The sequence below is a fragment of the Halalkalibacter oceani genome (assembly GCF_023715605.1).
Lineage (GTDB): Bacteria > Bacillota > Bacilli > Bacillales > Bacillaceae_D > Halalkalibacter > Halalkalibacter oceani.
The window spans coordinates 42,669-56,004 of record NZ_JAMBOL010000008.1; the positions used below are offsets into that span (position 1 = coordinate 42,669).

Genomic DNA, 13,336 nt, shown 5'->3' on the forward strand with positions numbered 1-13,336 from the left:
CTTCTTGAATCGAGGAATAGCTTTTCGACTTATCAATGGAATTTTTTTAACCGTGCTTGTCCTGACGATGCTGCTGCCGGTCCTGAATACGCTGGCGATTTCGCTGTCCACCAGCCTGGCATCGATGTCCCCCGGCGTGAAGCTCTGGCCGCGCGAGTTCAGCCTTGAAGGCTATACGACCGTCTGGAGCCGAATCGAGCTGTGGCGCCCTTTTCTAAACAACTCGATTGTGACAATTTTCGGTACGTTTTTTCACGTCTTCTTGGCGGCGATTGCCGGCTATGTCCTGATTCAGCATGACTTGCCGGGAAGAAAGCTGATGACGACCTTCATTATTGTGACGATGATTATCCCGGCTGAGGCGATTATGATTCCGCTGTATATCGTCAATCGTGACCTCGGCCTTTTAAATACACTGGCCTCCCTCGTGATCTCTGGTCTCGTTTCCGGTTTCAGCATTCTTTTAATGAGAAATTACTTCCTCAGTGTGCCGAAATCGTTGGCGGAAGCGGCCAATATTGATGGAGCCGGTCATATTCGCATCCTGTTTTTGATTTACTTGCCTTTGTCCTTACCGGGACTGGCGACGGTGACCTTGTTTGAATTCGTGAGCAGATGGAATCAATTTCTTCCGGCGCTCCTTTATATTACGGACTCAAGCAAATATACATTGCAGGTTGCCTTGCGTTCGCTCATTTTGCAAGCGGACTCCTCATCAAGCAGCTATTTTTTAACGCCGAATATTCGCATGGCCGGAATTATGATCGCGCTCATTCCGTTGCTGATCATCTACCCGTTCATCCAGAAATATTTCGTCAAAGGGATTATGTCAGGTTCAACGAAAGAATAGGAGGACGACGCGTTGAAACAAAAACAACTCACACTTACGAGAATGATTATGCCCGAAGAACAACATCAGTACATTGAGCTTTCCTTCCCCGTCCCGCCCCGGACAGCAAGCATTCAGGCCGACTTTCACGTTGAGGAAAATGAGTGCGTAATCGACCTCGGTGTCCGGGACACGGAACAGGTTCGCGGCTGGAGCGGCGGCGCCCGCTCGTCTTTTACAATTGAGGAAACGACGGCGACTCCGGGCTATCGGGCCGGCAGCATCCCCGCGGGAGAATGGGCGATCATCCTCGGTGCCTACCGCGTGCCAAAGCCGTGCAACGTCACGGTAACAGTGATACTTACCGAAATGGAATCCGTCTGGCTAAAGGGCGATCTTCATATGCATTCCGTTCACAGCGACGGCTCGTACACGCTTGATGAAATCGTGGAGCTTTGCGAGCAAAAGGGCTTGGATTTTATCGCGACGACCGACCATAATACAACAAGCCAAAATCAGTTTATTCATAAAGAAAGCCCGCTTACGATCATACCGGGGATGGAATTAACGACCAACTTCGGTCATTGTAATTTTTTCGGCGTCGCTGACCCGGTGCGTGATTTCCGGGCGATCACCGGCGACCAGGTCAGAGAACGGCTTACCGAGGCGAAGTCGGCCGGCGCTACAATAAGCCTCAACCACCCCCATTGTCCGCAGTGCGGCTGGCACTGGGCTTGGGATCTCGACTATGACTTTGTCGAGGTCTGGAACGGCCCTTGGCGCGAGGCAAATGCAAAAACAGTTGACTGGTGGCATCAGCAGCTTTGCCAGGGGAAACGAATTCCTGCCATTGGCGGCAGTGATACGCACCGGCCGCACCGCTATATCCAGCACGGTTCGCCGACAGTGTGGGTGTACAGCGACTCCCGCTCCGGCGAAAGCATCTTACGGGCGATCGAACAGCGGAGAGTGTCGTTAAGCTATTTACCGGAGGGACCGTTTGTCAGCCTGTCGTGCGAGCACTATACAACGGGCGATGTCGTCTCGCTTCCGTCTCCTGCACAGACCACCGTTCGGTTTGAGAGGCTGTCGCGCGGGGACCGAATCAAGATTATTTCCAATGATCAGGTGGAAAGCGAATCGATTCATCAGTCTGACGAGGGGCAGCTGCAAATTCCAGTCGAAGTGAACGGGCAATTATTTGTCAGAGTTGAGGTATGGCGGTATATGGAAGAGGCGGGACAGGAGATGATGGCGGCGATGAGCAACCCACTGTACTTTGAAGGAAAGCCGGGCCGTTGAACGAACTCTCCTTGCAGCATGAAGCAGTCCTTCCCCGGGAGACGAAGCTGCTTCTGGCCATTATCAGCATCAATGCTCTGGCAAACAGTTTATCGAATGTGTTTGTGAATGTCTTTCTCTTTCGTCTGTCTGACAATATTTACGAGGTGGCTCTCTTTAATTTCATCGCCTATGTCACCTGGCTGCCGGCCTTCGTCTTTGCCGGCTGGCTCTGTAAAAAGAAGGATCGGAAAATCGGCCTGATCATCGGCGGCTGCTTGCAGCTGCTGTTTTATCTCGCTATTTTAGCGTTAGCAGAGCAGGCGATCGACTGGGTGCCGTTGCTAGGTTTTGTTTTCGGAGTCGGCTCAGGCTTTTACTGGCTTTCGATTAATGTTCTCTCCGTTGATTTAACGAGTGAGCATAACCGGCTTTGGTTTAACGGAGTCAACGGGTTGTTCGGCTCTCTTTCGCAAATGCTCGGTCCTTTTATCGCCGGGCTGATCGTGACTTTCCTGCCTGATTTTTACGGCTATCAGCTGATTTTTTTCCTGTCTCTCCTCTTGTTCGCCAATACAATCTGGCTCACAACGCTATTGCCGGCCTACAAGCTGGAAGAACGGTTTCGCTGGCGAAAAATCATCGACGTTCATCGCAACCGTGAATGGAAACTGCTCTCCCTCGCCTTTGTCGGGCTATCTTTCCGGGACGGGGTAATCTCCTTTGTGATTGTCGTCTGGGTGTTCATGGTAACCGGCAGTGAATCGGTGTTGGGTAATTTCGTCTTCGTCACGACGCTTCTGTCGGTCATCACTTATTACGTCGTCGGAAAATGCAAAATGAGTCTCTCGCAGCAGGCATTGCTCATTACAGGCAATCTTGGTTTAAGCAGCGCGCTCAGCCTGTTCCTTTTCGATGTCAACTGGGTGATTCTCATCGCGTACGGGATTGTGGCGGCGATCAGCATTCCGCTGTTTGAGGTGCCGTTTAACACAATGTCGCTGAATAATATTGCCGAGCTGGATGACCAAGGGGCTACAAGAGTTGAATTGGTCATCTCTCGTGAAATCGCCTTAAGCGCCGGACGGGTGACAAGTGTCGGATTACTCGCGGCCGTTTACAGCTCCAGCTTGACGGAATCCTACCTCCCGGCCTTTTTAGCATTGCTGATCGCCGTTGGCATGACCCCGCTTCTTCTCGTAAGGAAGTTGAAGCTGGCGGGAAAAGTGTGAGTAGATAACATGAAGCTGCTAAAAAAGTGAAAATCGTACTTTTTCAGCAGCTTTTTCGTAATGAGCGTAGCCGTTGCCTGATTTTGAAAGCCTTGCTACGAGTGGGTTTCTCGAAGCAAGGCGCGCAACGTGCGGAGTCATTACTCTTCTTCGAGTTACGAAAAAGGACGGGATCGTGGCGGTTACGCTCATGGCTTCGGACTTGTATAGGTCATGAGGAAGTGGAGGACGGTTATTTCTGAGGTGGGATTTTGGTAGGCGTGCACTTTGTCTCCGTTGAAGGTGATCGAGTCATATTGGTTTAACTCGTAGTGCTCCTCTTCGATTTGTATTCTTAAACGGCCTGACATCACTGTGACGTATTCTGTCACGCCCTGCTGATGCGCGCCGGGACGATACTCGCTATGCGGTTGAAGAAACGCCCGATGAATCTCGCTAGATCCGTAGCTGGACACTTCAAACATCGGTTCGAGCGTGCACGCTTCATTGGCGCTGACTACTTTATTTCCTTCATGGCAGCGCGAAATTTGAATATCCTTTTGTTCATTTAGCAGAACGGAAAGCGGCACTGCCAGCCCATTCGCGATTTTCCAAATGACGGCCAGCGACGGATTCGCTTCCCCCCGCTCGATATTGCCAAGAGTCAGCTTGCTGACGGTGGTGATCTCCGCTAGCTCCTGCAGGCTCATTTTCCGCTCCTGTCTTAGCTTCCGCAATGTCGCACCAAGATGTTTAGCCAATGCTTCTGCATCGTTCATATGCGAATTCATCAGCAGACCTCCTTTTTTAGTAGTTTTTTCACTCGAAAGGTAGTATATTATAGTTTATCAACAGTATATTTTAATATACAAAATGAAAAAGGTGAGTCGATGAAAGAAATTCTTATCGGAATCATTGCATCCATGTTTTTTGCCGTGACCTTTATTTTAAACCGTTCGATGGAAGTAACGGGGGGAAGCTGGATTTGGAGCTCGTCGTTGCGCTTTATTTTCATGTTTCCTTTTTTTCTTCTTATTGTACTTGCAAGAAAGAATATGAAACAAGTTTTATTTGAAATAAAGAGCCGTCCGCTGCCGTGGATTGGCTGGAGCTTTGTCGGCTTCGTGCTCTTTTACGCGCCGATCACCTATGCCGCCGCCTATGGACCGGGCTGGCTCGTCGCCGGCACCTGGCAGCTGACGATTGTCGCCGGCGTACTGCTGACCCCTTTCTTTTTCCATGAAGTAAAAACTACGACGGGTCCGAAGCGAATAAAAAACAGCTTGCCGCTCAAGTCACTGGCGATCTCTTTTATCATCCTTGCGGGTGTCATGCTGATCCAGCTCCAGCACGCGACGACGGTTTCAATTCAAGTTGTGCTGTTCAGTACACTCCCTGTCATTGTCGCGGCGTTTGCTTACCCTTTAGGCAACCGCAAAATGATGGAGCTGTGCGGCGGGCGGCTCGATACATTCCAACGGGTGTTTGGCATGACAGTGGCCAGCCTTCCGTTTTGGCTTGTACTGGCAAGCTATGGCTTGATCACAGTTGGTCCTCCCTCTTCAAGCCAGCTGCTGCAAGCGTTTATCGTTGCCGTCAGCTCCGGCGTCATTGCCACGACGCTGTTTTTTATCGCGACCGACCGCGTTCATGAAAACCCTGATCGTTTAGCTGGCGTGGAAGCGACCCAGTCAGCCCAGGTTTTATTCGTCCTGCTCGGTGAAATGTGGCTGCTCTCAAGTCCATTCCCTTCTGCCGCGGCGATCATTGGCCTGCTGATCATTATGGGCGGCATGCTAGCCCACAGCTATTTAACCAAGAAACCACAAAAACAAAGGACAGCCCCGTCACAGGGATAAAAAATCCACGTGGCGGCTTTTTCTTTGCAAACGATGTGCGGAGCTAAGGTCTTCCTCAATTCCTGTACTGCCTCACCATCAAAAAAACTATTTTTTCAGATAAGTTAGAAATTCGTTTTCAAATTGCGTTTTTCGGAGTATGATAGAAGTAAGCTTACAAGAAGGAGGAAACGGCTGTGAAACGATTTTGTGCTTTGACAATCTTGACTGCGTTTCTTCTTTCCATCTATGTCTACTTTCATGATCAGTCCAGCTATTCGACGATGCATCCGCTGGAGACAGCCGACATCACTCACTTCTATGATCATGGCAGCGGTCATGCTTTTTATGACCTTGGAGACGGTAAGCTGAAAGTGGTCGTATCGTGGGCTCTCCCGGTTGAGCAGCTCCTGCCGATACTGCTTCTTGTCTTCGCCGTACCGGTATGGTATTACTTACGGGTCTTTCTTTTATTAAGGCCGATTATGTACCAAAGTAATTACGTTATCTCATCCCCTTCCTATAAACGTTAAAAAACTAACTTACTAGGGAGGTCGTTTGATTATGATGTGGATGAGATTGGTTGTAGTTGGCATGCTGTCTGTTACTGCGGTTAGTATTTTTGCCTTTCAATTCGTGGAAAGCTTCAATGCATTTTTTGACATGTTTAAAAACAAATAAAACTGTTATGTAAAAAAAGGATGTCTCTCTCGTTCAAAACGTGCTGAGACATCCTTTCCTTTTTACCCAATCACATCTTTTTCAATTTCCTTCATTTGATAAAAGTAGCCGTTCGCTTTCATTAACTCCTCAAAGCTGCCCGCTTCAACTATACGGCCATCTTCCATCACAATAATTTGATCCATCCGTTCCAAACCGGTTAGACGATGACTGACCAGCACGACAGTCGCCTCCTCAGCCTGCCGGAAAAGCTCCTGATAAAGGCGCTCTTCCGTTAAAGCATCAACAGAGGAAGTCGGCTCATCGAGCAGCCAGACACGCGCCTGTTTCAGCATCGCCCGAGCCAGCGCCAGCCGTTGTTTCTCCCCGCCGGAGAGGTTCTCTCCCTTTTCAAGCACTTGATCATCTAATGACAGATGCTCCAACGCTACCCGCTTTAGCACAGCCTTCATCTCTTGATCGTTGGCCTCAGAAGAAGCAAGCTGCAAATTGTCACGAATCGTTCCGTAAAAGAAATGATTTTCCTGAAGAACCACATTCGCCTGCTCCCATATTTTTTCTTTCGATAGCTGCCGCAGCTCACTTCCGTTCCAACGGACGACGCCCTGCTCAGGCCCGACGATTCCGAGAAGCAATTGGAGTACCGTCGACTTGCCGGAGCCGCTCGCCCCGACGATCGCCGTTTTCGAGCCTCGCTTTAGTTCAAGGTTGATGTTCGTTAGCGCCCGTCGCCCTTCCCCTGGATAGGTGTAGCTGACACGCTCAAACCGAATCTCCGGCACTTCATTCCCCGGCGACTGTAGCTCCGCTTCTGTCTCTGTCTGCGCTGGCTGCTCCACGACGGAAGCCAGGCGCCGCGCCGCACTTCGGCTATCTTCAAAATAGCTCGGGAAAGCAGCCATCGGTGTCGCGTTCTCAAAGACCGTGAGCGAGATCATGACAAGCATCGCTAAAAACAAACCGTCAAGCTCTCCTGTCGTCACCAAATAGGCGCCGAGAGCAAGCACAACCCATGAAACGAGCAGCGAGGCAGCCGTATTGACCGCTCGGCTCGCCAGAATCTGCCGTCCTTCCCTCTCCTGCTCACCAACATATTCAGCAGCGGCCCGCGACAGCTCAGCTTCTTTATTCGCCTGCTGCTGGTAAAGCGTAAGATCTTTAAAACCGTAAAGGAACTCCGTCACTTCCGTTGACAGCTCGCCCCGCTTGTCACGCAGATTACTATTCAGCCTGCGCTGGCGCAAAGCGAACCATGCCGGAATGAGGACACCAGTCAAAAAAAGACCGGTCAGCAGGACGAGCGCAATCGCCACTGAATAAAAAGCGGTGAAGACAATCGTCGCGAAAAAAACGAGCAACAGGACAACGAGCGGATAAAAGACCCGTAAAAAGAAATGCTGCAGGCTTTCAACATCGCCAACAATCCGCGCCAGCAGATCACCACTGCGATACGTTTGAAAAAGCGACGGCGCCAACGGTTCAAGCTTTTCATAAAAGGAAAGGCGCAGCCGGCTCAACATCGTAAACGTAGCGCGATGCGAATAGTACCGTTCGACATAGCGTCCGAGCGCCCGCAAAAAGCCAAAGAGCTTGACGAAAGCAATCGTCACCGTCAAGGCGTACAATGGCGGCATTAGCGCCCCCTTGGAGATCAGGTAGCCGCTTGAAGCAAACAGGCCGACAGCGGCGATCCCGGCCAAAAATCCGGCGATAACCGAGTAGACAATGTCCCTTTTTTCATGAAGCATCAGTTTCATAACCGCGGCAAGTTCCTTCATCCATCTCTCCCTCCCCTCTGTATCGAGATCATCTTACGGTAGTCCTCAACACGCTCCAGCAGCTGCTCATGTGTGCCGGCTCCAATCACCTTCCCGCCCTTTAGAAAAAGGATGTGGTCAGCATGCTTAATCGTGTGCAAACGGTGCGCAACCGTGATCACTGTCGATGATTGGGCCAGCTCGGCTAGCCCCTCTGAGAGAACCCGTTCTGTGTGCAAATCAAGACCGGTCGTCGGCTCATCAAAGACAATCACCGCCGGCCGCTTTAGAAAAGCGCGTGCGAGAGCGATCCGTTGCCGTTCTCCACCTGAAAGGCCACGGCCTCCCTCGCCGATTTGCGTTTGATAACCGTCTTTCAAATTTGCGATTACCTCGGCCATCCCAGCCTGCCGGGCCGCCTCTTCAATTTCTTGCCTGCTTACATCACGGGTGCTGCCAATCGCAATATTCTCAGCGATCGTTCCGCTGAATAAGTAAGGCTGCTGGGAAATATAGCTTACCTTGGCGAACCATGCTGTTTCGTCATAGGAAGAGAGCGGCTTTCCATCCACCAGCAATTCACCTTGGGAAAGCGGCAGCAGACCACTCAGCACATTGAGAAGTGTCGTTTTCCCCGATCCACTTGGACCAACAATCGCCACTTGCGCGTACGGGGGAATATCTACGGTCACATCCGTTAAAGCAAACCCTTTTTCTTCATAACGAAAGCCGGCATTTCGTAAGGCGATCGCCGGAGGCTGATCATCCGGCAGCGTCAGACCTCCCCATTCCAGCCTCTGTCCTTCTTTCGTCAGCTCTGCTGAAATTTTTGCCGCGGCGCCCTTGCTGCTGCGGCCGGTATGAAAGGCGCTTCCCAGTTCCTTTAACGCCAAATAAAATTCAGGAGCGAGCACGAGGACAAAGAAGGCGGAGAAAAAGCTGATCCCCTGAAAGATAATAAGCTGCAAGCTTACTTCGAGCGCGATAATCCCCATGCTGAGCATCGAAATAAATTCAAGCATCAATGAGGAAATGAAGGCAATTTTCAGTACTTCCATCGTCGCCTCGCGAAAGCCGAGACTGCTCGCGCGGATTACTTCCTTCTGGCGCTTCGCCTGGCCAAAAAGCTTAAGGGTCACGAGCCCTTGAATCGTATCAAGAAATCTACCCGAGAAGGCGGCGAGCTTCTCCAGCTGCTCCTCCGACTTTGCCTGTGTCTTCATCCCGATAATCGCCATAAAGAGCGGGATAAACGGCGCTGTCACGATCATAATAATCCCAGTCGGAATATGCTGGGAAAAGACCGCGCCGAGAATGACGAGCGGCACGACCGCTGTTTGTATCAGCTGCGGAAGATAGGTGCTGTAATAGCTGTCCAGTTCATCGACCGCATCCATCATCATGCTCACCTTCTCTCCCGACTGACGCTGAAGCGCGGCCTGAAGCGGATCATCCCGGTATTTTTCGAGCAAGGCCCGACGGACCCGCTGTTTCACGCGGGTGGCGATCCCCACGCCGATTCGGCCGTTGATGTACGTGAGAAGCGCTCTTGCTCCAAGGACGGCGAGCAGCCCGTATAAAAATGGCAGAACTTCGGCAAAAGACTGCCCCGCTAAAAAGACCCGCTCGACAACCGTCACGAAGAAATAAGCCTGAGCGACAATCGTCGCCGCCGTCAGCACCGCAATGATGACGAGCCAAATCCGGCTCATTTTATATTCATTTGCAAATTGCTTGAGTTCCTTCATAGTAAGAATCTCCTCACTGCAAATTATTGTTTCAATTTAGTGAAACATTTCACATATCAACTGAAGCAAATACACCTTCGGAACATCAGAAAGACTTTGCTTCTCCTATTAGTATAGTGGAAACAGGAGAACAATGCCCGCTTTGAGAGTGACTGTTTTATGACAAAAAAAAGCCTGTCCCCCCCTGGAACAAAGCGATTAAAGAGCTTACAACGGTCCGTACTTCAGAAAACCAAGCCCATTCCAGTTCCCTTCACTCATAAACCATTTCTTTCAGTAAATAAATCGCAAGAAAACTACTGTATATGATTCCATCATAGACTTGTGAATTCATCATAATCAAGCTCACGATCCCAATAAAGAAAAAAAGCTTTATCACCAATGAAGAAGAAAAGGAAAATTTCTTATTAATAAAGCTGAGAATTGCTTGAAAGATCAACAAGATAATCAGAAAATACACAGAAAATACCACTATACCCAAAACCAGATCTTGCTTTGAAAAATGGAGAAGGGTTTCTCTACTTTCACTAATAGAGATAAACATGACGGAAGTAATGAAACTATAAAAACATATAAATATGAAATTTTTAACACTGACAAACTCTCTCTCATTCTCCATCAGCTTATCACACCCATATCATTACTTAGAAGTAAAGTGAACTACTTTTGACCGTCGCAAGTGGAATTAATATCGACTTATTAGTACTTATATTATCTTTTTTTGGTAATATATTCAATGTTTTTCATTCTTGGCAATGGCTTCACACGCCACAAGCCCGTTGTGAGAAATCCACTCACAACGGGCTTTTAAAAAAATCGTGACGGTTCCGCTCATTGCTTAGAGGATGGGGCAAAAGGTAAAAAACAACCTTTTATCCCGGCCTTTACTAATGTTACGGTGTTTTGCTGTTATTGATTTCCTTTTTTCAGCGACTCGGCTACTTGAACGGTGCGTTTCGCTTGGTACTTTGCCGCTTCTTCTACATTTTCCTGCATATTGCCTTCCTGGTCGACGGTTACACTTGTTCCGTATGGGTTTCCGCCGGAAGCAAACAGCAATGGATCTGTATAGCCAGGAGCGGCGACAATCGCACCCCAGTGATACATTGTCGTATAGATGGAAAGAATTGTTGCTTCCTGACCGCCGTGGGCATTGCTCGCTGAAGACATCGCGCTGACAACTTTATTCGCTAATTTGCCTGTCGCCCATAATCCGCCAGTCGTGTCAAGAAACTGCTTTACTTGCGCAGGTACGTTACCAAAGCGTGTCGGTGCGCTGAAAATAATTGCGTCCGCCCATTCAAGATCGTCAAGCGTTACTTCCGGGACGTCTGAAGTTGCCTCAAGATGAGCCTTCCACGCCGGGTTTGAGGCAATCGCCGCTTCCGGGGCAAGCTCAGGAACTTTCAGCACTTTCACTTCAGCACCCGCTGCTTTTCCACCTTCTTCAGCCCACTTTGCCATTTGATAATTGGTTCCTGTCGAACTGTAGTAAATCACCGCTAATTTGATTGACACATGCTCCAACTCCTTTTGATTAGATTGACCAAATAATTTCGCAAAGAAACCCATTGCTATTCACCTACTTTTCCCCATTTGGGCCGTGGGTAACCTTCAATAAACGAAAAAACCGGCTCGTTTATCTCTGCTTTATATAGTACCATGTAATATATTCTCAATTCAAGATATTTTACTTTAATTTTGTAAGTGAATTTAGATTTCTATACTTGGTCTTTCTACATCACTAGGTTGCACATTTCGGCACTATCTATCCCTCGTCTTTCGCATCGCGCAGCTTATCGACACCTTGAGCGTAATAGCCTAACTTCTTTAACAATTCAATCAAGCTCGTTTTCTCTTCTGACTCCAGCCCGGCAAAAATCGTCATCAGCGCTTCCTTATGGAGAGGGAAAATTTCGTCCATCCGCTCTTTACCTTTCTCTGTAATCGAGGCATGGATGATCCGGCGGTCTGTCGGACAGGGCTTTCGTCTGATCAGCTGTTTTTTTTCTAATTTATCGACGACATAAGTGATACTGCTGCTGGCAATTAACACCTTTTCGCCGATCTTCTGAATGGGCTGGTCCCCTTTATGGTAAATAAGCTCCAGCACAGCAAACTCGGTCGGATTCAACCCATAAGACCGGATATCTTCTTCCACCTTTTTTCTTACCGTCTGCACAGCACGGGATAATACGATAAATAACTTTAACGATAGTTCCTCACCCGTTGACTCAATCTTCTCTAAAGTCACTTACTATCCCTCCTTTGAACGTAATCTTTTCTCTTTGATGTTCAACATTCCCCACAATCAAAAATCACTCCCTTGATCCGCCATTACCATCTTCTTCGACTACATATTTAAGAGCCGTCATCTTATTATCCCAAAATTGCTCATAAAAGGAAAGCCACTCCTTCACCTCAAGCAGGGCCTGCGCTTCAAGCTGATAACGCCTTTCACGTCCTACCTTTTTAGCAGACACAAGCTTTGATTCTTCAAGGACGCGCAAATGCTTAGAGACCGCAACACGGCTTATTTGGAAATGCTGACTGAGCATCGTCACCGACTGGCGTTCTCCAGCAAGCAATCGCAATAATTTCCTTCTTGTCGGATCAGCAATCGCCTGAAAAATATCAAGCTTTTCAGCTCCCATTATGCTTCCACCACTTGTCGCAGTCTTTCTTGAACGATAGCCTCCCAACCTTGATTCATCCGCTCGCGAATCTCTTTATTCGTTTGTCCAGGTCCTCCCGGATGAATCTCATCAGCGGCTCCCCAGCCTGAGTGAATGAGGGTAAATTCAGTTTCATCGCCTGTCTCTTTTAAAAGAAAAGTGACTTGCCAGCCCTCTTCTCCCCAGGAAAACGCCAGGCGGTTCGGGGGATCGAGTTCAAGCACTTTACACGCTGTCGGTCCAAAAGGAGAATGGATCGTAAACGAATAGCCCATCTCCGGCTTGAAATCATTTGGCATAAACCAAGCTTCCATTCCCTCCCGTGTTGCGACTGTCTTCCATACTTTCTCAATTGAAGCGCGAAACGTCGCCTGCTTGCGAATTTCAGGTACTTCCATTTTGCTCATCTGCCCCCTCCTGTTTCAGTTGCTTTTGCATTCATCATACGAAACCTTTTGGTTACATGTCAACAAAAAAACCACAGTGCGGCTTTTTCTTATCGTCCCTTACATTTCCACTATAATTTTGCAACATAAGGCTACACTATATGTACGAACTCAAATGAGAGGTGATAAAAATGGCAAAGAAGGAAGAGGAATATACGGACTTTTCAAATGTCGAGACACAGCGCTCGTTTCTAACAGCGGAGGAATTTCCGGAAGGGTCTTACGGTACGCCGAAAGGGAAGGACGTACCCGTGGAGAATAAAAATACCCCGTGGCGAGAGCATCAAACATACTACAATAGCTACGGCTATGAATTTCGCAATTTGCATCAGGACCTTCCCCGCCAGTTTCCCGAGGCTCATCATACGCATGATGAAGCCGATAAAAATGAAGAAGAGCCTTACACATAACAAAGCTGCTGAAAATGTGAAAGTCGGACGTTTTCAGCAGCGGCCTTTTTCCCTTTTTTGAAAAGGAATAACGTTTGAAAACTGGTAGAAGGCCTGTCGTTCTTTTTCATGTGGAATGAGGCGGTGGACATCTTCGAGCTGCGCAACTCGCCTTAATTCCGTCAGCAGAACATCATGAAGTGACCTCGTCTCCAATTCAGCAAGCAAAACTGCGTTTAAGCTAAACCACTCGATGCTTTTCGTTTGAAACTGTTCTAGTTCATTCCAGCGTAAATAGCGGTAGGCAATCGGCGGCAATGCCGCCTCGCATGTCGGTTCCAGCAGACTTTCGCAGCATTTCTTTACAGTTTGTTGATGTTGGTTCATGAGCGCACAATCCTTTTTCCAGTCTTCCTTTCATTATATAGAGGAGCCGCCCGCATCCTCTACAATAAAATACAGGCTCCGCTTGAAGATATTA

General features: G+C 48.7%; 14 protein-coding genes. 6 read left to right on the forward strand and 8 right to left on the reverse strand.

All coding sequences use genetic code 11. The annotated features are described in order from the left end of the window. Positions 1–4: 4 nt before the first annotated feature. Genes M3202_RS10600 through M3202_RS10610 form a run of 3 tightly spaced genes read left to right on the forward strand, consistent with a single transcriptional unit; the run spans position 5 to position 3,342 of the window. Complete coding sequence (locus tag M3202_RS10600; RefSeq protein WP_251223311.1) at positions 5–850, forward strand: carbohydrate ABC transporter permease; 846 nt, start codon at positions 5–7, stop codon at positions 848–850. 12 nt (positions 851–862) lie between these two features. Then, entirely contained in the window at positions 863–2,131 is a 1,269-nt protein-coding gene (locus M3202_RS10605) for a CehA/McbA family metallohydrolase (protein ID WP_251223312.1), read from the forward strand. Next, entirely contained in the window at positions 2,128–3,342 is a 1,215-nt protein-coding gene (locus tag M3202_RS10610; RefSeq protein ID WP_251223313.1) for an MFS transporter, read from the forward strand. The genes M3202_RS10605 and M3202_RS10610 overlap by 4 nt, the downstream gene beginning before the upstream one ends. A 188-nt stretch (positions 3,343–3,530) precedes the next feature. On the opposite strand, the gene M3202_RS10615 is transcribed toward M3202_RS10610, so the two are convergent. Continuing rightward, the gene (locus tag M3202_RS10615; RefSeq protein WP_251223314.1) at positions 3,531–4,112 is read right to left on the reverse strand and encodes a helix-turn-helix domain-containing protein; all 582 of its coding nucleotides are present in this window, start codon (positions 4,110–4,112) and stop codon (positions 3,531–3,533) included. Positions 4,113–4,211: 99 nt separating this feature from the next. On the opposite strand from M3202_RS10615, the gene M3202_RS10620 reads away from it, so the two are divergent. Both M3202_RS10620 and M3202_RS10625 read left to right on the forward strand, forming a co-directional pair. Then, on the forward strand, positions 4,212–5,180 hold the full coding sequence (locus tag M3202_RS10620) for a DMT family transporter (protein ID WP_251223315.1): 969 nt from the start codon (positions 4,212–4,214) through the stop codon (positions 5,178–5,180). 176 nt (positions 5,181–5,356) lie between these two features. Next, the gene (locus M3202_RS10625) at positions 5,357–5,692 is read left to right on the forward strand and encodes a hypothetical protein (RefSeq protein ID WP_251223316.1); all 336 of its coding nucleotides are present in this window, start codon (positions 5,357–5,359) and stop codon (positions 5,690–5,692) included. A gap of 210 nt (positions 5,693–5,902) precedes the next feature. Here the strand turns inward: M3202_RS10625 and cydC are convergent, their stop codons facing one another. From cydC to M3202_RS10655, 6 genes are all read right to left on the reverse strand, one after another. Beyond that, positions 5,903–7,618: a thiol reductant ABC exporter subunit CydC gene (gene cydC, locus M3202_RS10630; protein WP_251223317.1), complete on the reverse strand. Its 1,716-nt coding sequence runs from the start codon at positions 7,616–7,618 to the stop codon at positions 5,903–5,905. After that, the gene (gene cydD, locus M3202_RS10635) at positions 7,615–9,345 is read right to left on the reverse strand and encodes a thiol reductant ABC exporter subunit CydD (RefSeq protein ID WP_251223318.1); all 1,731 of its coding nucleotides are present in this window, start codon (positions 9,343–9,345) and stop codon (positions 7,615–7,617) included. The genes cydC and cydD overlap by 4 nt, the downstream gene beginning before the upstream one ends. A 909-nt stretch (positions 9,346–10,254) precedes the next feature. Continuing rightward, complete coding sequence (gene wrbA / locus M3202_RS10640) at positions 10,255–10,917, reverse strand: NAD(P)H:quinone oxidoreductase (protein ID WP_251223319.1); 663 nt, start codon at positions 10,915–10,917, stop codon at positions 10,255–10,257. 196 nt (positions 10,918–11,113) lie between these two features. Further along, positions 11,114–11,599 (reverse strand): MarR family winged helix-turn-helix transcriptional regulator, encoded by a 486-nt coding sequence (locus M3202_RS10645; RefSeq protein ID WP_251223320.1) that lies wholly within the window; start codon positions 11,597–11,599, stop codon positions 11,114–11,116. A gap of 64 nt (positions 11,600–11,663) precedes the next feature. Next, complete coding sequence (locus tag M3202_RS10650) at positions 11,664–11,999, reverse strand: ArsR/SmtB family transcription factor (protein ID WP_251223321.1); 336 nt, start codon at positions 11,997–11,999, stop codon at positions 11,664–11,666. Beyond that, positions 11,999–12,427 (reverse strand): SRPBCC family protein, encoded by a 429-nt coding sequence (locus tag M3202_RS10655; protein WP_251223322.1) that lies wholly within the window; start codon positions 12,425–12,427, stop codon positions 11,999–12,001. The genes M3202_RS10650 and M3202_RS10655 overlap by 1 nt, the downstream gene beginning before the upstream one ends. Before the next feature lie 170 nt (positions 12,428–12,597). Here M3202_RS10655 and M3202_RS10660 point away from each other — a divergent pair, with 170 nt between their 5' ends. Continuing rightward, the gene (locus M3202_RS10660) at positions 12,598–12,876 is read left to right on the forward strand and encodes a cytosolic protein (RefSeq protein WP_251223323.1); all 279 of its coding nucleotides are present in this window, start codon (positions 12,598–12,600) and stop codon (positions 12,874–12,876) included. Between the two features lie 33 nt (positions 12,877–12,909). Here the strand turns inward: M3202_RS10660 and M3202_RS10665 are convergent, their stop codons facing one another. Next, positions 12,910–13,242 (reverse strand): hypothetical protein, encoded by a 333-nt coding sequence (locus tag M3202_RS10665; protein ID WP_251223324.1) that lies wholly within the window; start codon positions 13,240–13,242, stop codon positions 12,910–12,912. Positions 13,243–13,336: the final 94 nt, after the last annotated feature.

Excerpts from the sequence above, each read along its gene's own strand:
- M3202_RS10665 (WP_251223324.1), bottom strand. The coding sequence starts at position 13,242 with ATGAACCAACATCAACAAACTGTAAAGAAATGCTGCGAAAGTCTGCTG.
- M3202_RS10650 (WP_251223321.1), bottom strand. The coding sequence starts at position 11,999 with ATGGGAGCTGAAAAGCTTGATATTTTTCAGGCGATTGCTGATCCGACA.
- wrbA (WP_251223319.1), bottom strand. The coding sequence starts at position 10,917 with ATGGGTTTCTTTGCGAAATTATTTGGTCAATCTAATCAAAAGGAGTTG.
- M3202_RS10615 (WP_251223314.1), bottom strand. The coding sequence starts at position 4,112 with ATGAATTCGCATATGAACGATGCAGAAGCATTGGCTAAACATCTTGGT.
- cydD (WP_251223318.1), bottom strand. The coding sequence starts at position 9,345 with ATGAAGGAACTCAAGCAATTTGCAAATGAATATAAAATGAGCCGGATT.
- M3202_RS10620 (WP_251223315.1), top strand. The coding sequence starts at position 4,212 with ATGAAAGAAATTCTTATCGGAATCATTGCATCCATGTTTTTTGCCGTG.
- cydC (WP_251223317.1), bottom strand. The coding sequence starts at position 7,618 with ATGAAGGAACTTGCCGCGGTTATGAAACTGATGCTTCATGAAAAAAGG.
- M3202_RS10660 (WP_251223323.1), top strand. The coding sequence starts at position 12,598 with ATGGCAAAGAAGGAAGAGGAATATACGGACTTTTCAAATGTCGAGACA.
- M3202_RS10655 (WP_251223322.1), bottom strand. The coding sequence starts at position 12,427 with ATGAGCAAAATGGAAGTACCTGAAATTCGCAAGCAGGCGACGTTTCGC.